The organism is Micromonospora sp. NPDC000442 (assembly GCF_042898635.1).
In the GTDB taxonomy this organism is placed as follows: Bacteria; Actinomycetota; Actinomycetes; order Mycobacteriales; family Micromonosporaceae; genus Micromonospora.
On the sequence record NZ_JBIAYZ010000002.1, the window covers coordinates 314,307 to 335,321 of the forward strand.

The 21,015-nt window shown below is 71.4% G+C and carries 15 protein-coding genes; 5 read left to right on the forward strand and 10 right to left on the reverse strand.

The window, feature by feature from the left end:
* Position 1 precedes the first annotated feature (1 nt).
* The 7 genes from ACFY2A_RS04130 to ACFY2A_RS04160 form a co-directional block, all read right to left on the reverse strand.
* Positions 2-853, reverse strand: a complete 852-nt coding sequence (locus ACFY2A_RS04130; RefSeq protein WP_387168163.1) for an ABC transporter permease — start codon at positions 851-853, stop codon at positions 2-4.
* Complete coding sequence (locus ACFY2A_RS04135) at positions 850-1,821, reverse strand: ABC transporter ATP-binding protein (RefSeq protein WP_387168166.1); 972 nt, start codon at positions 1,819-1,821, stop codon at positions 850-852. The genes ACFY2A_RS04130 and ACFY2A_RS04135 overlap by 4 nt, the downstream gene beginning before the upstream one ends.
* Before the next feature lie 97 nt (positions 1,822-1,918).
* Positions 1,919-3,373: a sensor histidine kinase gene (locus tag ACFY2A_RS04140; protein WP_387168169.1), complete on the reverse strand. Its 1,455-nt coding sequence runs from the start codon at positions 3,371-3,373 to the stop codon at positions 1,919-1,921.
* Between the two features lie 10 nt (positions 3,374-3,383).
* Positions 3,384-4,040, reverse strand: a complete 657-nt coding sequence (locus tag ACFY2A_RS04145) for a response regulator transcription factor (protein WP_281561887.1) — start codon at positions 4,038-4,040, stop codon at positions 3,384-3,386.
* Positions 4,041-4,140: 100 nt separating this feature from the next.
* Entirely contained in the window at positions 4,141-4,488 is a 348-nt protein-coding gene (locus ACFY2A_RS04150) for a hypothetical protein (protein WP_363919081.1), read from the reverse strand.
* Positions 4,489-4,579: 91 nt separating this feature from the next.
* The gene (locus ACFY2A_RS04155; protein WP_387168173.1) at positions 4,580-6,337 is read right to left on the reverse strand and encodes a CDP-glycerol glycerophosphotransferase family protein; all 1,758 of its coding nucleotides are present in this window, start codon (positions 6,335-6,337) and stop codon (positions 4,580-4,582) included.
* 199 nt (positions 6,338-6,536) lie between these two features.
* Positions 6,537-8,690: a DUF6077 domain-containing protein gene (locus tag ACFY2A_RS04160; RefSeq protein WP_387168176.1), complete on the reverse strand. Its 2,154-nt coding sequence runs from the start codon at positions 8,688-8,690 to the stop codon at positions 6,537-6,539.
* 185 nt (positions 8,691-8,875) lie between these two features.
* On the opposite strand from ACFY2A_RS04160, the gene ACFY2A_RS04165 reads away from it, so the two are divergent.
* Positions 8,876-9,415: an acyltransferase gene (locus tag ACFY2A_RS04165; protein WP_387168179.1), complete on the forward strand. Its 540-nt coding sequence runs from the start codon at positions 8,876-8,878 to the stop codon at positions 9,413-9,415.
* Positions 9,416-9,469: 54 nt separating this feature from the next.
* On the opposite strand, the gene ACFY2A_RS04170 is transcribed toward ACFY2A_RS04165, so the two are convergent.
* Positions 9,470-10,753 carry a nucleotide sugar dehydrogenase gene (locus ACFY2A_RS04170; RefSeq protein WP_387168182.1) on the reverse strand — a complete coding sequence of 428 codons (1,284 nt, stop codon included), beginning with the start codon at positions 10,751-10,753 and terminating at the stop codon, positions 9,470-9,472.
* A 4-nt stretch (positions 10,754-10,757) separates the two neighbouring features.
* On the reverse strand, positions 10,758-12,320 hold the full coding sequence (locus ACFY2A_RS04175; RefSeq protein ID WP_387168566.1) for a glycosyltransferase family 2 protein: 1,563 nt from the start codon (positions 12,318-12,320) through the stop codon (positions 10,758-10,760).
* A gap of 368 nt (positions 12,321-12,688) precedes the next feature.
* Here ACFY2A_RS04175 and ACFY2A_RS04180 point away from each other — a divergent pair, with 368 nt between their 5' ends.
* On the forward strand, positions 12,689-13,849 hold the full coding sequence (locus ACFY2A_RS04180; protein WP_387168185.1) for a hypothetical protein: 1,161 nt from the start codon (positions 12,689-12,691) through the stop codon (positions 13,847-13,849).
* Between the two features lie 21 nt (positions 13,850-13,870).
* On the opposite strand, the gene ACFY2A_RS04185 is transcribed toward ACFY2A_RS04180, so the two are convergent.
* Positions 13,871-15,715 carry a hypothetical protein gene (locus ACFY2A_RS04185; RefSeq protein WP_387168188.1) on the reverse strand — a complete coding sequence of 615 codons (1,845 nt, stop codon included), beginning with the start codon at positions 15,713-15,715 and terminating at the stop codon, positions 13,871-13,873.
* 663 nt (positions 15,716-16,378) lie between these two features.
* Here ACFY2A_RS04185 and wecB point away from each other — a divergent pair.
* The 3 genes from wecB to ACFY2A_RS04200 are packed head-to-tail and all read left to right on the forward strand — an operon-like array spanning position 16,379 to position 20,993.
* Complete coding sequence (gene wecB / locus ACFY2A_RS04190; RefSeq protein ID WP_387168191.1) at positions 16,379-17,461, forward strand: non-hydrolyzing UDP-N-acetylglucosamine 2-epimerase; 1,083 nt, start codon at positions 16,379-16,381, stop codon at positions 17,459-17,461.
* A complete protein-coding gene (locus tag ACFY2A_RS04195; protein ID WP_387168194.1) occupies positions 17,458-18,879 on the forward strand; it encodes a glycosyltransferase in 1,422 nt (473 codons plus the stop codon). The genes wecB and ACFY2A_RS04195 overlap by 4 nt, the downstream gene beginning before the upstream one ends.
* Positions 18,876-20,993, forward strand: coding sequence for a glycosyltransferase family 1 protein (locus tag ACFY2A_RS04200; RefSeq protein ID WP_387168196.1), 2,118 nt, complete (start codon positions 18,876-18,878; stop codon positions 20,991-20,993). The genes ACFY2A_RS04195 and ACFY2A_RS04200 overlap by 4 nt, the downstream gene beginning before the upstream one ends.
* Positions 20,994-21,015 lie beyond the last annotated feature (22 nt).

Here is a 21,015-nt window from a genome sequence, read left to right on the forward strand (position 1 = left end):
CTCAGGTCACCCGCTGCAGGGCCTTCTCGCGGCGGGCCGCCACGCTCGACCCGGACTCCCGGCGAGCCATCCGGCGCAGCACCACCGGTGCCAGCACCAGCCCGGCGACCGCCCAGCCGCCGAGCACCAGCAGCGTCTCCAGGTGCCGCCACGACTCGCCGATCTCGACGGCGGCCATGGCCTCGGGCAGCAACGCCGACCGCATGCCGAGACCGAGCCAGTAGATCGGGAAGAGCTGCGCGACCGCCTGCAACCACCCGGGCAGTGCGGTGATCGGATAGAAGATGCCCGACGTGGCGATGAGTCCCATCATCGGCAGCATGATCAGCCCCATGTTCCGGGGGTTGGACAGCAGCGAGCCGAGGACCGCACCGACCGGCATGGTCGCCACCATGCCGACAAGCATCACCCAGGCCAGGGTCAGCCAGGCCGCCACGCTGTCGAGCGCCAGGGCGTCGAAGAGGAAGAGACCCGGTACGAGCAGCAGGGCGACGCTCACCAGCGTCATCCCCGAGACCAGGGTGATCTTGCTGATGAGGTAGCCGAACATGCCGTTCGGGGTGGCCTTCGCCCGCAACAGGGTGCCGTCCTCGCGTTCCACGGTGAGGATCGACGCCATGGTGACCAGCCCGCCGAACGCCACGGTCATGCCGAGCGTGCTGGGCAGCGTCTGCGCGCCGAGCGAGAACTCGGTGCCCGGCACCTTGGCACCCCGCAGGAAGAACATCACCACCAGCAGGACGACCGTCGGGAAGAGGTACCCCCAGAGGGTCTCCGCGTTGGTGAAGCTCTGCCGCAGCTCGATCCGGCCCCGGGACAGACCGGCCCGGGCGGCCACGACCAGCGGGCTCATCGAGCCACCTCCTCGAACGCGCGGGTCGCGCCGTCGGCGCGGCCGGACTCGTGATCGCGTACCAACGTCATGTAGGTGTCCTCCAGGCTGGCCCGGCGCACCTCAAGGTCGGCGATGTCCTCGCCGTGCTGGGTGAACAACTCCCGGACGAAGCCGGTCGCGTCGGCGGTGGAGTGCACGAACCGTGCCCCGCCCTGGCTCCAGCGCACCTCGGCGTCGGCGGAGATGCGGCGGGACAACTCGTCGGCGGATCCGCTGGCGATGATGCGGCCACCGGCCAGGATGAGGATCCGGTCGGCCAGCTTCTCCGCCTCGTCCAGGTCGTGGGTGGTGAGCAGGATGGTGGTGTCGTCGATGTCGGTCAGCCGGTGCACCAGGTCGTGGAACTCGCGGCGGGCGGCGGGGTCGAACCCGGCGGTCGGCTCGTCGAGGAAGAGCACCTCCGGCCGGCCGACGATGCCGATCGCCACGTCCACCCGGCGACGTTGACCACCGGAGAGTTGACCGACCTTCTTGTGCGCGTGCTCGGTCAGCCCGACCACCTGGACCAGCTCGTCGATGTCCCACGGCCGGCTGATCCGCCCGGTCGAGTAGGGCGCGTAGTAGGAGCCGAGGTGGGCCAGCAGCTCCCGCACCCGCCATCGACTGTGGTCGCGCCAGGACTGGAGCACCACGCCGAGTCGGGACCGCCACCGCTCGTCGCCGCGTGCCGGGTCGACCCCCAGGACGGCGACCCGGCCGCCGGAACGCATCCGGAAGCCTTCCATGATCTCGATGGTGGTCGTCTTGCCGGCACCGTTCGGGCCCAGCAGGGCCAGCACCTCGCCCCGCCGCGCGCTGAACGACACGCCGGTGAGCACGTCGGTCGAGCCGTACCGCATCCGCAGGTCGTGCACGTCCAGGGTGACGCCCCGGTCGGTCGGCGACGCGGTACTGGTCGGGGTTTCCGCCCCGGCGCTGACAGCCATCGACAATCACCTCCGTACGATCTGTGCGCTGAAATGTAGCACTCATACTACGGTTCGCAGCAAACCTCGGCTGCCCCGCGGGTACGCGGTCCTACGCTCAGGCCACCGCTGGCGCGGACGATGCCGGATCGGTGGGTGCCAGTGGTCCGGCCTCGGCATCCGGGCCGGTGGGTTCGGCCGGCGCCGCCGGCTGCGGGAACCACAGCGCGGCGACCAGGCCGCGCGGCGAGTTCGGGTGCATGGTGAGCCGGCCGTCGGAGGCGTCGACAAGCACGGCGGCAATGGTCAGGCCCAGCCCGGCACCGTCGACGTTCTGCACCTCCGGCGCCCGCCAGAACCGTTCGGTGGCCCGACCGAGCTGGCTGCGGGTCATCCCCGGGCCGGTGTCGCGTACCTCCAGGGCGGTCCCGCCGTCGCGGGCCGCGACGGTCACCGTCACCTCGCCGCCCGCACCGCTGAACTTCACCGCGTTGTCGATCAGGGCATCGAGGGCCTGGTCGATGGCGGTCGGCACGGTACGTGCGTACACCGGCCCGGGATCGGCCGCCAGACGCAGGGTGACCGACCGGTGGCGGGCCAGCGGCTCCCAGGCCGCGACCCGGGACACGGCCGCAGCCGTCGCGTCGACGGTGATCCGCTGGTTCTCGCGGCGTTCCGCGCGGGCCAGGGTGAGCAACGCGTCCAGGAGCAGGGCGAGCCGGTCGGTCTCCTCCAACGCGAGCCGGTGCTCGGCGCGGCCCTGCTCGTCGGTGACGCTCGGCCCCAGTTCCTCCACCCGCAGCCGCAGCGCGGTCAACGGATTACGGAGCTGGTGGCTGGCGTGTGCGACGAACGCACGCTGCCGGTCCATCACGTCGGAGACGACGTCCGCCATGTGGTTGAAGCTCTTCGCCAGGCGACGCAGTTCGGGCGGCCCCAGCCGGTGCTGCACCCGGGCGCCACGGTCGCCCTCGGCGATCTCGTGGGTGACGGCGTCCAGCTCGGTGACCGGACGCAGCACCCAGCCGGCCAGCCCGAACGCGGTGAGCACGCAGGCCAGCACGGCGAGCAGACCCAGCGCGGCGACAAGCGTCCACCAGGTGGCCACGGTACGCCGGACCCCGTCGGCCGGGGTGGCGGTGACCACCGCACCGAGGACCTCGCCGCCGTCGTTGATCGGCACCGCCACCACGATCGGCCCGTCGACCCACGGCCAGACCGAGTCGGGCCCGCTGGCCTGCTGCCCGGACAGCGCGACGTCAAGTGCCTCCCGGGTACCCGGGGCCGGTCGCCAGCTCGCCGAGGCCACCACCTCCCGCCGGTCCCGGTCCACCACCGCCGCACCGATGCCGTACAGCTCGTCGTAGCTGCCCAGCTCGTGGTCGAGTGGGCCGGGCGTGCCGTCGCGCAACGCCGGCCCGGCCAGCGACGCGAAGCGGGTGGCGTCGGCGAGCCGGTCGGCCCGTACGCGGTCGGTCTCCCGGGTGGTAAGCGTCACCGCCAACGGCGTACCCAGCGCCACCACCACCAGCACCATCAGCAGCAGATAGCTGATCACCAGCCGCCGTCGCACCCTGGGCTCCTCACTCGCCCCGGAGCCGGTAACCGACGCCGCGGACGGTCTCCACCAGACGCGGGTCACCGAGCTTGCCGCGTAGCGAACCGACGTGCACCTCGACGGTGTGCCGATCGGTGAAGGTGGTGCCCCAGGCGTCGAGCAGGATCCGGTCGCGGGGCACCGCGACGCCGGGCTGCCGGGCCAGGGAGAGCAGGACGTCGAACTCCTTGCGGGTCAACGACACCGGGCGTCCGGCCACCGCGACGGTACGGGCCGCCACGTCGATGTACACCGGCCCGACCTCGATCAGGTTGCGCTCCGGTGCCGCGTGCGAGGCCCGCCGCAGCACCGCCTCGATGCGGGCCTGGAGTTCCACCATCGAGAAGGGCTTGACCACGTAGTCGTCCGCGCCGAGCCGGAGGCCGAGCACCCGGTCGCGCTCCTCGCCACGGGCGGTCACCGCGATGATGCCGAGCTGGTTGCTGCGCCGTCGCAACTGCCGGCACAGGTCGGTGCCGTCGCCATCGGGCAGGGTGAGATCCAGCAGCACCAGGTCGCAGGGGGCGGCGGAGAGCGCGGCGGCGACGGTGGCGGCGTGCTCCACCTCGTACCCGCGTCGGGTCAGCGCCGACGACAGTGCGGCAGCCACCCGTCGGTCGTCCTCGACCAGCAGGATGCGCACCCGGCCTCCCCCGTTCGGTCTGCTCAACTACCTGCGCCAGATGGTGGCAGACGAGCGGCCCGGTGCACAGGCCCGGGTGCCGGGAGAGCGGCTCAGCGGGTCAGAGCCCGAAGGTTTCGTCGGAGGTGCTGTCCCGCACCCCGTCCACGAAGCCCTTGAATCCGGGGTCCTCGTGGCTGGCCGGCACGGTGGCGACGACCTCGCCGGTGGCCTCGGTCACCGCGTCGATAAGCGGCGCGAAGTCGATCTCAGCGTCGGCGAGGGTGTCGTCGTCGGCCTCCGCCAGGTTGATCACGTGCTGCACGTCCTCCGACGGCGTGTCGGGGTCGTCGGCCCAGTCGGCACCGGCGCGGTAGCACTCGTCGTAGAGCGCGCGCTGGCTGTCGGTCCAGTCGTCGTGGTAGCTCTCCATGCCCATCCCCTCGCCGGCGGCCTGCCCTTCGAGCATGCCCGCCGAGGCGGCGGACCGGGCCGGTACCGGACAAAACCCGGGCTCAACGGCGCGGGGCGGAGCCTCCGCCTGGGGCACCCGCGCGGCGTCAGCGGCAGAGCCGGCCGACCTCCTCGGCGAACCGGTCCATCGGGTTGGCGTCGGCCGGGCCGAGCAGGTAGGTCTTCAACTCCCGGCGGGCCTCGGTCATCGGGTCGTCGCCCGCCCGGGTCACCGCCACGATCTTGCCCAGTTCCCCGCAGTCGGCGGACAGCAGGTACGCGGCACGGGAGGTCGGGAAGGTGCGACGGAACTCGTCCTCGGGCAGCCCGGCGGGGTTGGTCACCACGTACGGCCGTTGGCTCTGCACGAAGTCGGACACCACGCTGGACACATCGCTGACCAGCAGGTCGGTCTGGTCGAAGCAGTCGAACAGCGCGGGCACCCGGCCGGCGACGACCCGGTGCGCCGGTCCGTCCAGAGTGCTCGCGTCGACGTCGCCACCGGCGGCCCGGATGCGCTGCACGATCCGCTCGTGTGCCGCCCGGACCCGCCCCGACCGGCTCCCGGTCAGCGGGTGCGGCTTGTAGATCAGCCGGACCTCCGGCCGGATCGCCAGCAGCCCGGCGACGATCCGCTCCCCCATCAGCAGCACCGAGGTGTGGAAGGGGTCGTCGGCGAGCCAACCCTCCCAGGTGGGTGCGTAGAGCACGGTGAAGGGACGTTCGGCCGATCCCCCACCGACGGTGCGCAGGCCGGCCAGTTGTGGCCGACCGATCTCCACCACGTTCACGTCGCGTACGCCGGTCCCGGCCCGGGCGAGGCGTTCCCGGCCGGCCGGGCCGGCGACCCAGACCTCGTCGTAGACCTTGCAGAACGGGTTGACGCTGGCGGCCTTGTCGCTGTCGCCGTGCCCGACGAACACGTGCTGCACACCGGGCTCCCGCAGCATGTGGATGTTCTCCCCGGCGTTGGCGGGATACAGCGCCACCCGGACGCTGGTCTTGCCGAGATTCATGAAATCCGCACCGGGCGGGACGCAGACCACCGGCAGCCGGGTGTCGGCCAGCTCCGCCAGGGCCTCCCGGTTACGCAGGAAGACCACCGTCGGCCGGTCCAGCGCCTCGATCGGTGCGAGCCACATGTTCGCCTGGTAGATGTCCTTGCCTGGGCCGGCGAAGTACAGCGCGACCTCCGGGCGGTGGCTGTCGAGCCACCGCTGCACCGCCGACAGCCGGGCACCGTGCCCGGTGCCCCGGCCCCGCAGCCAGATCGACGCGACCATGGCGCCCACCACCGCGGCCAACCCGACGGCGATCACGCCGGCCAGGTGGACGGGCGTCACCGTGTCGGCGAGCGCCGCGGCCACCGCCGCCGGCACGAGCAATACGTTCACCCAGGGCAGCCGGTCACCGCTGAGGGCGGCGGCCAACCGGGGCAGCTGCGGCCCGCCGCCGAGCCGACCCAGGTCGATGTTGCGCACCATCGAACCGCCGGGACTACGCCTGTCGATGATGCGCTCGAACGCTCCGGCGAAGACGGCGATCACCCACACCAGGGCGGGCAGCAGGAGCAGCAGGGTCAGTGCGCCGCCGGCCGGGGCCACCTGGGCGACGACCAGCAGCACGACCGACACGTCGCGGGCCAGTTGCCGGTAGCCCAGGCCGAGACCGGCCTTCTCCATCAGGGTCGCGGTGGCCGGTGACCACCGCTGCACCGCGAACTCGCCGAGCACCGCCGCCAGGGCGGCAACCACGAACCCGGCGACCTGGCCGAACGCGCCGGTGACGAGCAGGAGAAGGTACGCCCCCACCAGCAGGGCCCCACGCGCCGCCACACCGACGCGCGCAGTCAACATGCCGAACAAGGGATGGCTCTCCCTACCGAGATCGACGGCGGGCCAGCAGCCCGGCGGCACCGAGCGCCACGTCCCGGCGCCGGCGCAGCTGCGACCTTAACGCGAGACATCGACGCCGTGACGCCCGGGTGTCGAGTGCGGTGTCCAGGAACGCCGCCGGTCGTCGGCTGGGCCCGGCGCGGCCCGGTGAGCGTTTCTGGACACCGCACTACCCGCGACGCAGGCAGGTGACGGCGTTCGGGTGCACGGGAGGATCGGCCGTCCGCCTGGCGTACGTGGTGTAGCCGAACCGTTCACCGGTCTGCCGGGCGTAACGGTTCTGGCTGTAGACGCAGATGGTGCCCACGTCCAGCCGCTCCAGCGCGGCGCCCACCTGCTCGGCGGCGGGCCGCTGGGCGGCCGGGCCACCATTGGCGAACCGGGTCAGCAACAACCGGTCCTGGGAGAACTGCGAGTCGATGTCGTACTCGATCAGGAAGAAGTCACGCGGCAGGACCACCCGCGCCTCGGTGGTGAGCAGCGGGATGGCCCGCATGATGCTCTCCGGGGCCAGCACCAGACCGTCCGGCCGGTCGAGGCCCACGACGAACCTCGCGATGGCCAGCTGCTTCGTGCGGATCTTCCAGGTCGGCCCGTCGTGCACCAGCACCCCGCTGCGCTCGTCCCACATCGGCACCGCGTAGACGGCGAACGAGCCCACCATCGCGGCGGCCAGCACCACACCGGCCAGCGCCCGCGCGGCGGGCAGCCGCGCCGGCAGCCAGACCGTGCACAGCAGACCGATAAGCGCCGGCAGGGCGAGCAGCCACGACACCCGCCACAGCACCACGGAGATGCCGGTGAGCGCGCTGAGCCACTCCAACACCCCGGGCACCAGCAGCACGCTCAGGGTGACCGTGCCGCCGGCCGCCAGCAGCGCCGGGCTGCGACGGCGGGCCAGCAGCGGGCCGCACCACAGCGCGAGCCCGCCGATCACACCGACGACGCCGATCTCGAAGGTCCGACGGTAGGTGTGCGCGGCGTCGTAGAAGTTGACGTCGGCAGCGGCCTCGTTGGCCGAACCGAGGACCAGCTGACTGATCACCACCGCCCCGATCGGATAGGTAAGCGCGGCCGCGCCGACGGCGAGCGCCGACTTCCAGCGGCCCACCAGCAGCATCATCAGCGCCGCCCCACCCACCAGCAGCGGCAGGACGATCGCCGCCGTGGTGGTGAGCCCGGTCGCGGTGATCGACAGCGCGGCGATCAGCAGCAGCCCCAGCCGGGACCGGTCGTCGAACCAGCGGGTGAGATAGAGCCACATCAGCGGCACGACCGCGGAGACGAACATGCCCTTGCCCTGGTAGAGCCGGGGCAGGTGGAAGTTGCCCAGGGCGGCATCCGGGCCGCAGACCAACGCGAGGAAGGCGATGGCCACGGTGAAGGCGAGCACCGGACGCCGGGGCGCCCAGCGCTGCACCAGCCGCCAGAGCGCCAGCACGGCGAGCACCGCCATCATCGGCAACAGCAGGTACCAGGTCGCCGAGGCGGCGGAGATGCCGAGGAACCGGGCGAGCGCGCCGGCCAGCACCTCGATGCTGGCGATCGGCGGCTGGGACGCCATCGCCGGCAGGACGTTCTCGCTGAACAGGAAGTCGTTGAGCGGAACGTTGTCGCGTTCCGCGACCCACACCGACCGACCCACGTAGTAGATGTCGTCCGGGGTGTTGCGGGCCAGGACGAGCGAGGCGGCGGCGGCACCACCGGCGATCAGGAACGCGTAAGCCGACTGCCAGGCGGTCGGTGCCGGCGACCGGGTCGCCGGAGTGTCCCGCCAGGTCCGCCGGGTCAGCAGCACCAGTCCCGTGGCCGCCACGATCCCGGCCGAGGCCGGGACCCACCAGGACAGATCGGCGCCGGCCGGCGTACCGGCCAGTCCGGCGGTGACCGCCGCGACGGTGCCGAAGATCAGCACCAGTGCCGTCAAGCCGCGCCGGACGACCGCTGCCCGGCTGGTGCCTGCCCCCGCCCGGTCGGCGTCGGACGCCGCCCCCTTGTCCGCCGTGTCCGGCGTGCCGCCCGTGGTGTCCGGCGTGCCGCGTCGGCGACGCCATCGGGTCAGCGCGACGAACAGGGCCAGCGCCAGGCTGGCCACCAACCAGACCCGGAACGTCCACGACGGGGCGATGCCGAGCGGGAGCGCGGCGTGGTACAGCAGCGTCCAGAGCGCGAACACCAGGACGCCACCGTCGGTCAGTGCTACGGGCAGCCAGGCGATGACCGCCCCGACCCGGCCCGCGGCGGACCGCCATCGGGCCGGAGCGGGAGCGGTCGGTCCGTCGATCGCCGCCGAGGAGGCGGCGGCCTGGTCGGTCAGCGACACGGGGCGTCCTTGTCGTCGTCGTACGGGCGGGGCCAGCTCGGGGCGTACGCAGCGCACGCTCGGCCGATGATGCCGGCGGATCGGCAAGGAGCGTAGTCGGAGTCGGGTCCGGACCCGGTCATCACACGGCCCGGTATGCTGCGCCGAGTTCCGCCAGACCGTGCACACCCGATGGGATCTGAAGGTTGACTGACAAGAGCTCCCCCTCCGTCTTCGTCCATCCCACCGCCGACGTCGAGCAGGGGGCCGAGGTCGGCGACGGGACCAAGGTGTGGCATCTGGCCCACATCCGGTCGTCGGCCCGGGTGGGCGCCGGCTGCGTCATCGGTCGTAACGTCTATGTCGACGCGGGCGTGACGATCGGTGACCTGGTGAAGATCCAGAACAATGTCTCCGTCTACCAGGGGGTGCTCCTGGAGGACGAGGTGTTCGTCGGCCCGTGCGCGGTCTTCACCAATGACTTCCGTCCCCGTGCCCAGAACCCGGACTGGAAGATCACCCCCACCGTGGTGCGCCGTGGCGCCTCGATCGGCGCGAACGCCACCCTGGTCTGCGGCATCGAGGTCGGCGAGTACGCGATGATCGCCGCCGGTTCGGTGGTCACCCGGGACGTGGCACCCTACCAACTGGTCGCGGGCAACCCGGCCCGGCCGAAGGGCTGGGTCGACGAGCGGGGCGAGGTCGTCTCGCGGGACCTGGACGACCCGCCCCGACGGGACCACTGACCCGGTTACGACCGGGGCCCGAGCGGTAGCCGCCGGGCCCCGGGTACGGCTCGTTCAGCCCCCGATGACCACCCGGCGGACGCCCGTCCAACGGGCTGGTTCGGTGACCCGTCGCCCGTCGACCAGCACCGTCACGCCGGGCAGATCGGCGGAGCCGAGGGTCCGGTACTCGGCGTGGTCGGCCTGGATGACGGCGGCGCTGACCGGCTCACCGGCGTAGCCCGGCAGGCCGAGCGCCACCAGTTCCTCGTTTGTGTACATCGGGTCGGAGACGTAGGGCTTCGCGCCCCGCCGGCGCAGCGCCCCCACCGTCGGGAAGACACCGGAGAAGGCGGTCTCCTTGACGCCGCCCCGGTAGGCGGCGCCGAGCACCAGCACACCGACGCCGGTCAGGTCGCCGTACGCGGCGGCCAGCAGGTCGACGGCGTACTCCGGCATGGCGACGTTGGCCTCCCGGGCCGAACGCACCACGGTGGCCGCCGGGTCGTTCCACAGGTACATCCGTGGATAGACCGGGATGCAGTGCCCGCCGACGGCGATGCCCGGGGAGTGGATGTGGCTGTACGGCTGGGTGTTGCACGCCTCGATCACCTTGATGACGTCGACGCCCACCGTGTCGGCGAACCGGGCGAACTGGTTCGCCAGGCCGATGTTGACGTCCCGGTACGTCGTCTCGGCCAGCTTGGCCAGCTCGGACGCCTCGGCCGAGCCCAGGTCCCAGACGCCGTTCGGACGGTTCAGGTCGGGCCGCTCGTCGAAGTCCAGCACCGCTTCGTAGAAGCGCACACCGTGCGCACCGGACGCCTCGTCGATGCCGCCGACCAGCTTCGGGTACCGGCGCAGGTCGGCGAAGACCCGACCGGTGAGCACCCGCTCCGGGCTGAAGACCAGGTGGAAGTCCGTACCGGCGGTGAGCCCGGAACCCGCCTCCAGCATGGGTGCCCACCGGTCCCGGGTGGTGCCGACCGGCAGGGTGGTCTCGTAGCTGACGAGGGTGCCCGGCTTGAGACCGGCGGCGATCGCCCGGGTGGCGTCGTCCATCCAACCGAAGTCCGGTACCCCGTCGGCGTCGACGAAGAGCGGCACGACCACCACGACCGCCTCGGAGGCGGCCACCGCGGCGGTGGTGTCGGTGGTCGCCGACAGCAGGCCGGCGGCCACCGCCTCCTTCAGCTTGACGTCCAGGTCCGTCTCGCCCGGGAACGGTACGGCCCCGTCGTTGACCAGCTCGACGACCCGCTCGGAGACGTCGGCGCCGACCACCCGGTGTCCCTTCGAGGCGAACTGCACGGCCAGCGGCAGGCCGATCTTCCCGAGGGCGACGACGCAGATGTTCATGGCTTTACTTTCCTCTCGAGGGCCGCAGACGGGCCAGACGGGTGGCGGCGACCTGGCGGTACCTGACGCGCTTGATCGTCAAGAGCACCTGATGCTTGCGGTCCGTGTTGGCGGTGACTCGGTGCAACCGCAACCCGCGCCACAACGCCTGGCGCGTCGCGGTGAGCTGACCCTTCGCCCGCAGCGGCACCGTGCTGAGCCCGCCGAACACGGTGAGCTTGGCGCCGGCCTTCCACCGTTGGGCACCCGCCGCGAGCAGCTGTTTCACCGGGAACTCCGCACGTAGCAGGGTACCGGCGCTGTCCGGGCGCAGCGAGACGACGGCCGGCTGGTCACCGATGGTGACCCGCACCGCGTCCCCGGTGAGATCGACCATGCGCGCCCAGGGGTTCTGCGCCGTGATCACGAGGGTCAACCCACCTGCGGCGTCGCGGCCCCAGGCAAGCTCGGTCACGGTGGTCTTGACCGCCAGTTTGGCGGCCCGGTCGGTGACGTCGTACCACTCGTCCGGGAAGCCCAGTTCCGGGTCGCGGAAGCCGACGTAGCCGGCGAAGCAGCGGTCGCCGTCAACCGTCAACGCGGGCAGCAGCTTGTCGCTCTGCTGACGGATCAACTCGCGTAGCTGCGCCAGGCTCCCGTGCCGGGCGAGCAGCAGGCGCAGGCGTACGTCGGGGGCGAGCTGGTCCCGGATGGCGTCGGTCAGGAAGCTCTCGGCCAACCGGCGGATCCGCTGGTGGTTATGCTCCTGCACCGATGGGTCGAGGTCGAGGAAGTCGGCCCGCAGCAGCTTGGCCACCTCCCAGCTGAAGTTCCGCAACAGGACGGCGTCGCGCCGGGGACCGGGCTCGATCAACCCGGCCACAAAGTTGATCAGCTCCTCGGCGCAGCGCAGCCGTTCCTCGAACCGACTCGCGTAGGTGATGTTCTGCGCGTTGTCGCGTTTGACCGCGTAGTAGTAGACGTAGTCGGCGAGGACCGAGATACGTCCGGCGCGTACGCAGGCCTCCAGGGTGAAGGGCTGGTCGCTGCCCATCCGCATGTCCTCGCGGAACCGCAGACCGTACCGTTCGATCAGGTCCCGCCGGAACAGCTTGGTGTTCGACAGCGACCAGGGCAGCGCGCTGTCGAACAGGTCGACCTGTTCCTCCGTGCTGGCGTAGATGGCCTGGTGCACGTAGCGGTTGTTGGTGCCGACCATCCGACCGAGCACCACGTCCGAACCCCACCGGTCGGCGGCGTCCACCAGCCGTTCCAGCGCCTCCGGGCCCAGGTAGTCGTCCGAACCGATGAAGAAGACGTAGCGCCCCTGCGCCACGTCCAGGGCCCGGTTGCTCGGCACCGCCGGACCACCCGAGTTGGGTTGGTGCAGCACGGTGACGGTGCCGGGGTACCGCTTGGCGAAGCGGTCCAGTTCCTCACCGCTGCCGTCGGTCGAGCCGTCGTCCACCGCGACCACCTCGAGCCGCTCCAGACCGATGCTCTGCCCGACCAGCGAGTCCAGGCAGGTGGTCAGGTACGGCATGGTGTTGTAGACGGCGACGACAACCGTCACGTCCGGCGCGTTCACCAGGCCACCCCCATCGAGGTCGTCAGATCCCATCGTTGCCCGTTTCCGTCGTCGCCGGTGCCACCCGCCCGCGGACCCGAGCGAGTGTACGGCAGGATCCCGGCCCCGAACTCCGTGGCGGTCGGCGGTCCGCGACCTGTCGCGTCGATTGCTAACCTCCGTACTGTTCGACGACCGATGACCGTTTTCGCTTCGGTGTCGTGCCGCCCGGCCGCACCGCGAAGGAGCTGTCGGATCGTCCCCTTTCGGCACGGACGGGATCATCCATTGCACCCTTCCCCACCTCAACCTGCGGCCCGGCTGACCCCCGGGTCGGCTGCGGCGAGCGCGCGCTGCGCGGTTCCGGTCGGACGGCTTCATCGGGCGTGGTGACGGCTGAGCGAGAGCAGCAACCGGCGGCCCCTGCCGCACCGACGCGACCCGGTCGGGCCCGACGACTACGTCAAGCCGCCCGGTACGCCCTGCCCGGGCTCGCCGCGTACGCGCTGATCCGCCTGGTCGGCGTGGTGGTCGTCGCCGTCTGGGCCGACCACGTCGGCGCCTCGCCCAGCGAGTCCCTGGCGAAGTCGGACGGGGTCTGGTACCTAGCGATCGCCCAGCACGGGTACGACGGGTACGAGAAGACGCAGTCCAACATGGCCTTCTTCCCGCTCTACCCCGGGCTGACCGCCGCGCTGGACCGGATCTCGCCGCTCAGCACCCGCGACGCGGGGCTGATCGTGGCCTGGCTGGCCGGCCTGGCCGCCGCCTGGGGGCTGTTCGCGATCGGCGCGTACCTGCACGACCGGCGCACCGGCGTACTGCTCGCCGCGCTGTGGGCGGCCGTGCCGCACGCCGTCGTCGAATCGATGGCGTACAGCGAGACCCTGTTCACCGCCCTCACCGCCTGGACGCTCCACGCCCTGCTGCGCGGCCACTGGATCACCGCCGGCCTGCTCTGTCTCTTCGCCGGCCTGACCCGCCCGACCGCCTCCTCGTTGATACCGGTGGTGGGGCTGGCCGCGCTGGTGGCGATCGTCCGACGCCGGGACGGCTGGCGTCCCTGGGTCGCCGCGCTGCTCGCCCCCGCCGGCTGGCTCGGTTACCTGGCCTGGGTGGGCAGCGAGGTCGGACGCCCGGACGGCTGGTTCCACATCCAGTCCGCCGGCTGGGGCAGCACCTTCGACTTCGGCGTCTACACCGTGGGCCGGGGTCGCGAGGCGCTGGCGCAGACGGCGCCGCCGCAACTGTTCGTGGTGAGCCTGGTGGTGCTGCTGGCGCTGATGTTCTTCGTGCTGAGCCTGCTCGACCGGCAGCCGTGGCAGCTACTGCTCTACAGCGGGCTGCTACTGGTCACCACGTTGGGCACGGCCGGCTACTACCAGTCCAAGGCCCGGTTCCTGCTGCCGGCCTTCCCGCTGCTGCTGCCGGCGGCCGTGGCGCTGGCCCGGGCCGGCTGGGCGCGGGCGACCACCGTGCTCGTGGCGATGGTCGCCTTCGCCACCTACTTCGGCGGTTACCTGCTGCTGATCTGGCCGTGGTCGCCCTGACCGGTGGCCGGGGCGCGACGCTCACCGGGTGAACGGACGCACGTCCCACAGCCAGACGTCGTCGATCCGCTGTCCCGGGCCGTACAGGGCGTCGAGCACGGTCTTCAGCGCATCGTGGCGCCGAGCACCCCGATCGGGCAGCGCCACCGCGTCGGCTTTCCAGTGGCGGACGTCGGCGCGCGCCTGGATGATCTCCGCCGGGCCGACCGTGGTGTCCCGCTTACCCTTCGACACGGCCGTGAGCAGGGCCGCGGTGGGCTGGGGCTCCACTCCCCAGCGGCCGGTGGCGTCGGTCGCGGAGACCGGTCCGAGAAAGTAGCCTTCCGGCACGGCGAAATCGGCCAGCGCAGCCGAGCCCCAGTACACCGAGGTCATCCGGGTGACCGGCACCGGCACCAGAGTGCGGCCCGGCGCCACATGGTCGCGCCACGCCCCGCTGGCGACGAAGTCCGGCACCGGAGGCCGGCCACGGGCCGGCAGCGGCGTCGGCAGGATCGGCACCAGCGCGACGGCAACGGCCACCGCACCGGCCACGCGGGCGAACCGGCCGAACGGCCGACCCGGGCGGGTGGCGAGCCGGTCGGCGGCCATCGCCAGCAGTACCCCGAGCGCCACCGTGGTGATCAGTGCGAATCGGGCCACCACCACGGAGTCGAACGCCGGTAGATGCTGCACGAGCGCGAACGGGGCCGGCACGTCGGTACGGCGGGTGCCGACGGTCCAGGTGGTGCCGATCGACAGCAGTGCCGTCACCAGTCCGACGGCCCCAAGCACCAACGCGACGGCCTCACGCCGCAGCCAGCACAACGCGCCGAGAGCGAGCAGCAGCATGGGCCAGCCGTAGAAACTCGCCTGTTCCGTGGTGTTCGGCGCCCAGCCCACGGCACTGGTCGGGCCGCCGGCCACCGATTCGGTGGCGAACCGGGCGAACGAGCCGAGCTTGAGGGCGTACACGTCGGGGGCACCGGGATGGCCGCTGCGGTGTTGCGGGCCGGCGAAGTACATCCATAGCGGGTACACGGCCACGGCCGCCACCAGCACGGCGGTGATCGCCAGGCCCGGCAGCAGCGCCCGCCCACGGCGCACCGCGTCCCGCGGCCGGACGGCGAGGTACGCCAGGACCAGCATCAGACAGCCGAGCGCGGTGAGGAAAAGGATCTCCAGGCTGACGAAGAACTGCGCGGTCACCAGGGCGCCCAGCACCAGACCGTCGCGGACCACGTGCTCGCCCCGGGAGAGCGCGATCAGCCGCCAGACGATGAACGGCACCAGCCATTGCGCCGTGATGTGCGGATGACCGTTGCTGTGTGAGACCAGTGCCGGGGCGAACGCGCAGAACACGCCGCCCAGGAAGGCCGCCACCCGGGATTCGACCACGTGCCGGGAGAGCACGTGGTACCAGGCGTAGCCGGTGCCGGCCAGATTCAGGGTGATGAACAGCAGGTAGGCGACCGGCGCGCCGAAGAGCAGGGTGACCGGGCTGAGCACCAGCCCGGGAAGTTGCAACCCGACGTTGGCCACCAGGTTGACCCCGTTCGGGGCGTTCTGCAACGTGGTGAAGAACGGATTCTCCAGGTGGCTGACCGCGTGTGCCGCGTACGCCAGCATCCACTCGTTGAAGCCCTGGTCGTCGGGGCGGCTGCCGAGCAGCCGACCGTCGGGGTCGAGCCACCCTCGGCCGGTGACCCAGACTGCGCCGGCGAGGAACACCAGGGCGGCCAGCACGTCGACCGGCCAACGCCGGGTGGCACCGCGTCCAGCGACGGTCGCCGGCTCGGTGCGCGGCGGCGTGCCGGCGGCGCTCTGCGCCGTTTCGGCGCTCCCGGTGAGGACGGGCTCGCGGTCGCGGGTGTCGGGGATGGTCATGATGTGGCGCAACCTCCACGGCGACCGTGGCGGCCACCGGACGGATCGGACGGCGGCCGAGACGACGGACGCTCGAACCGGCGTTATTGTAGGGTCAGCACCCTGTCCGCGACGGCCCTGCCCGGCGTCGCGCAGCAGAAGCCGCGTCCCGCCGACCGACGAGGTACGGCGTACCTCTGACGCAGGGTCCCTCCCGGCATGGTCCCGCTCCGCAGACGTCCTGCGGCTGCCGCCATCCAACCGGGTAGCGAGGAGGGGCCCTCCGGGTGCCCGCGCGGAATCTTCCCACCTCATCAGGAACGGAACAAATGACCAAGCGGCGACCCCTGCGACCTGCTCCTGCCGGTGACGCTGGGACTTGCCCGGACCACCCGGCCGAGAGCCGCGGTCGCGCTGGCCGCCCTGACAGCATTGTCCGCCTACTACGGTGGCTATCTGCTGTTGATCTGGACCGCCTCGCCCTGACCAGCGAGGGCGGGCGCCGGCTGCGGGCGCGCTGATCAGGCACCTCGGCGGGGCTCGGAAAGCCGCTCGGGATGATCATGTCGGCGTGGGGGTAGATTTGGAACGCCCCGCGGGACTGAGGCACAATCCGGCGGCAGCAATCCAGACGGCCGTGCCCGGCGCGGCTGCCCTTCACGACACACTGGAGGAGTCACCCGAGTGAAGGTCGTCAGCGTCGTCGGAGCGCGCCCTCAACTGATCAAACTTGCCCCCATCGCCGCCGCGTTCGCCCAGACGGAGCACAAGCACGTCATCGTGCACACCGGGCAGCATTACGACGCGGATCTCTCCGATGTCTTCTTCTCCGGGCTCGGCATTCCGGACCCGGACGTGCATCTGGGCATCGGCTCTGGCTCGCACGGCGTGCAGACCGGCAAGGCAATGGCCGCGTTGGACCCGGTTTTCATGGCCGAGAAGCCGGACTGGGTGCTCGTCTACGGCGACACCAACTCGACCCTCGCCGGTGCCGTCTCCGCCGTCAAACTGCACCTTCCGGTCGCCCACCTGGAGGCCGGACTGCGTTCCTTCAACCGCCGGATGCCGGAGGAACACAACCGCATCCTCACCGACCACGCCGCCGATCTCCTGCTCGCCCCGACCAATGAGGCGATGCGACACCTCGCCGCGGAGGGGCTCGCCGAGCGGTCGGTGCTCACCGGTGACGTGATGGTCGACGTCTGCCTCGGCGTACGCGACGCCGTGCTGGCCGGCACGCATCCTGCGCCCGCCCTGCCCGAAGGCGTATCGCCGGAGGAGCCCTACCTGCTGGCCACCCTGCACCGCGCCGAGAACACCGACTCGCCCGAGCGGCTGACCGCCCTCGTCGACGCGCTGGCCGACCTGCCCGTCCCGGTCGCCCTCCTGGCCCACCCGCGGTTGCTCGCCAAGGCCGAGGAGTACGGCGTGAAGCTGGCCCGGGGTGCGCTGCACGTCGGGCGGCCACTGCCCTACGCCAGCATGGTCGCCGCCGTGCTGGGCTCGACCGGCGTGGTGACCGACTCCGGCGGGTTGCAGAAAGAGGCGCACCTGCTGGGGCGGCCCTGCACCACGCTGCGGCCGGAGACCGAGTGGATCGAGACCCTGGCGGGGGATTGGAACCACCTGGTGCCCGAGCCGGCTGCACTGACCCCTGGGGAGTGGGCGGACATCGCCGCACGCCCGGCCCCCACCGCTGAACGGGGCACCCCGTACGGCGACGGCCGTGCGGCCGAACGGGTCGTCTCGATCCTGGCACAGAGGTGAACGTGCACACTTCCAGCAACGACCGCAAGGTCCCGCCGCACCTGATCTACCTGGCCATCGGCTTCCCACCCGCGGCCAAGAGCTGCGCCTACCGGATGCGCGAGACCGCCAACCAGTTCCGCCAGTTGGGCTGGGACGTCACCGTGGTGACGATCGCCGCCGAGTCCTGGGAGCGTGACTCCGGTCTGGACGTCACGCTGCTGGAGCAGGTGGATCCCGAGATCAGGGTGGTGGAGCTACCGCTCGCCCGGGAGGATCTCGAAACCGACATTCGCAAGTTCAGCGAAGAGCGCGCCCTCCGCCCGGTCAAGTGGCTGAGCAACCTCCGCAAGCGGGAGACGAAAATCTTCCCGGAGCCGGTGTTCGGCAGTTGGCGGGCCGCGCTCGAACAGGCGGTCCTCGACATCCACGAGCAGCACCCGGCCGACCTGCTGTTGGCCAGTTGCGTGCCGTACGTGAACCTGGCCGCCGCGTGGAAGCTCTACGAGATCCACCGCGTTCCCTACGCGGTCGACTTCCGGGACGGCTGGTCGATCGACGTGGTCAACGGCGGTGAGGCGTTCGCCGCGGACTCGGAGGCCGGTGTCTGGGAGCGTCGCATCCTCGACCACTGTCTCTCGCTGTGGGTGGTCAACGACCCGATCGCCGACCACTACCGGCAGCGGTACCCGCACGTCGCCGACCGGGTGCACGTGGTACGCAACGGTTACGACAAGGACAGCGTGCCTTCGATCAAGCCGCGGCAGCCGGATCCCGAGGCCGGGTTGACCTTCGGTTATCTCGGCACGGTGAACTACTCCACCCGGCAGTTGCAGGTGGTGCTGGACGCCTGGCGGGAGGCCCGCGAGCGGGAGCCGCTGCTGCGTAACGCCAGGTTTGACATCCGCGGCCACATCGGTGCCGGTGCCAACCGGGAGGCCAACGGGCTCACCGAACTCATCCGCGCGGCCGAGGCCGACGGCGTCTCCTTCGGTGGCCCGGTTCGCAAGGCGGAGGTGCCCGAGGTTTACGCCGGCTGGGACGCGCTGGTGCTGATCCTGATCGGCGGGCGCTACGTAACCTCCGGCAAGGTGTACGAGTACATGGCCACCGGCCTGCCGATCGTGTCGGTGCACGAAGTCGATCATGATGCCTCCCGGGTGCTCGCCGGCCATCCACTGTGGACCGGCGCCTGCGGGTTGGACGAGTTGCAGTTGGTCGACAGCTTCCGGCGTGCCGCCCGGATGGTGCTGGAGGCGACCGAGGCCGAACGGGCCGGCGTACGCGCCCACGCGGACCCCTTCACCCGGGAGAGCCTGATGCGGACCGGCGTTCGGCAACTGGCGGACCGAGCACTCGCCGCCCGCCACGACCTGCCCGGCGACGGTGTGGCACTGGACGGCATCAAGTCCGACCATGGGGGCGGGGTACTCGCATGAGCGATGTGTTGCTGGTGACCGGCGTATCACCGAAGCCGGGGATCCTGGCCACCGCCGTGACCCGGCTGCGCGAGGTCGGCGCGCGGGTCTACCTGGTCGGGGCGCTCGACACCGAGGACATTCCCGCCGACCTGGCGCTGGACGGGCTCTGCGCCCTGCCGGCGGACATCGCGGAAGCGACCCCTAACCGGGCGGCCGTCCGGGCGACGCCGGGTGAGCGGGTCTGGACCCAGGTGTGGCGCGACTCCTGGGCACGAGAGCAGGCCCACAGCGCGGACGTGCTGGTCGCCCTGGACGCGCCCGCGATCTACACGGTGTGGCGGATGGCGCAGCGCAACCCCGCTGCCGCCGCGCGGTACGGCGTCCAGGCGGCAGTGCAGGCCGTGCTCGACGGGCCGGGCCAGCCAGCGCCGAAGTCAATGCAACGCCCGACGACGTCGGTCCGGCAGCGCGTACACCGCCTGATCAAGGCCGCGCCCCAGGCGGCGGTCGACGTCGCCACCGCCCGACCGATCATGCGCAGCAAGGCCGGCACCCAACTCTGGCTGACTGCGGTGCGGGCGCCGAAGATACCCGACTCGATGCGGTCCAAGTTCGCATATCAGGTGGCGGAGGGAATGGCCTGGGCCGACCGGCCCGACGGCGAGGCGTTGATCCTCGCCGCCACGGCCAGCAAGCTGCGTAAGCCGGCCGCCCGGGCCCGGATGTTGGCCGACGCGGCCAGCCGGGAACTGAAGGCGGGCATGCCACCGCGCGACCTGGACAGCGCGGTGAACGCGCTACTCTCCGTCGCCGACCAGCGGCACCGGGTCGGCGAGCAGGCTGCCGCGGCCGATCTACTCAACCGGGCGATGACTCTCGCCTTCGACCGGGTGCTGCACATCGACCAGCTCAGCTCTCCGTTGGCGACGGACCCGGAAGGATTCGTGGCACCGTTCCGGCGCTCCGCGGCGGCGGCCACGTTGGCCAAGCCGCGCGGTCGCCAGCAGCCGGCAGCCGCACCGCCGACCGACCGACCGCTGCGGCTGTTGATCGCGACCAGCGCCAACGACAACTTCCTCAAGCTGATCCGGGAACACTACGACGCGCATCCGGGCGTCGAGGTCCGCTTCCTGGATCTGGCGGCGAACGCCTCGCTCAAGAACGTCACGTGGGCCGCCAAGCACATGCTCCAGGACCGGCTCTCCGCCGAAGACACTCCGTACCACCAGAGGGTCGAGGACCGGCTCCGCGGCTACCTGGACTGGGCCGACACGGTGTTCGTGGACTGGTGTGTGGCCCCCGCCGCGCTGTTCACCGTCGTGGACCCGGGCACCACCCGGATCATCGTTCGGCTGCACAGCTACGAGGCGCTGTCCCGCTGGCCGCACCTGGTGGACTTCTCCCGGGTCGACGACCTGATCTTCGTGGCCGACCACATCAAGGACCTGACCACCGCCCTGGTGCCATACCTACAGGGCCCGGACGCGCCCCGGATGCACGTCCTGGACAACGCGATGGACCTGCGCGGCTTCCAGATCGAGAAGTCGACGGAGGCCCGGTTCCAGCTGGGTCTGGTCGGCATCGGTCAGGTCGCCAAGGACCCGCGCTGGGCACTGCAGGTGCTGCGGCTGTTGCGCCGACGCGACGACCGCTACCGGTTGCTCCTCGTCGGCAGCGACATGAACCCCGATGTCAGCGTCGCCAGCCGGCATTACCTCGAGGCTTTCAACCGCGACGTGGACGACTTGGTGGCGGCCGGTGCGGTGCGGCGGTTCGGGCCGACGAACAACGTGCCGAAGGTGCTCACCGACATCGGCGTGATCCTCAGTTCGTCGGTACGCGAGGGCTGCCACTGTGGCCTGATGGAGGGTGCCGCGAGCGGTGCCGTTCCGGTGGTGCGAGACTGGCCCTTCTTCGCCGGTCGGCCGCACAGTGCGCGCACACTTTACCCGCAGGACTGGGTGATCGGCAGCCCGGAGGAGGCCGTCGAGCGAATCCTCGCCACCACCGGCACCGACCAGGCGTGGCGCGACAGCGGCCGGGAGGCCGCCGAGTACGCGCTCGGCGCGTGGGACTGGTCCGTGGTCAAGCACCGCTTCGACCGGCTCCTGCTGGGAGCCGCCACCCACTGACCCCCTGCTGGGCGGCGCGACG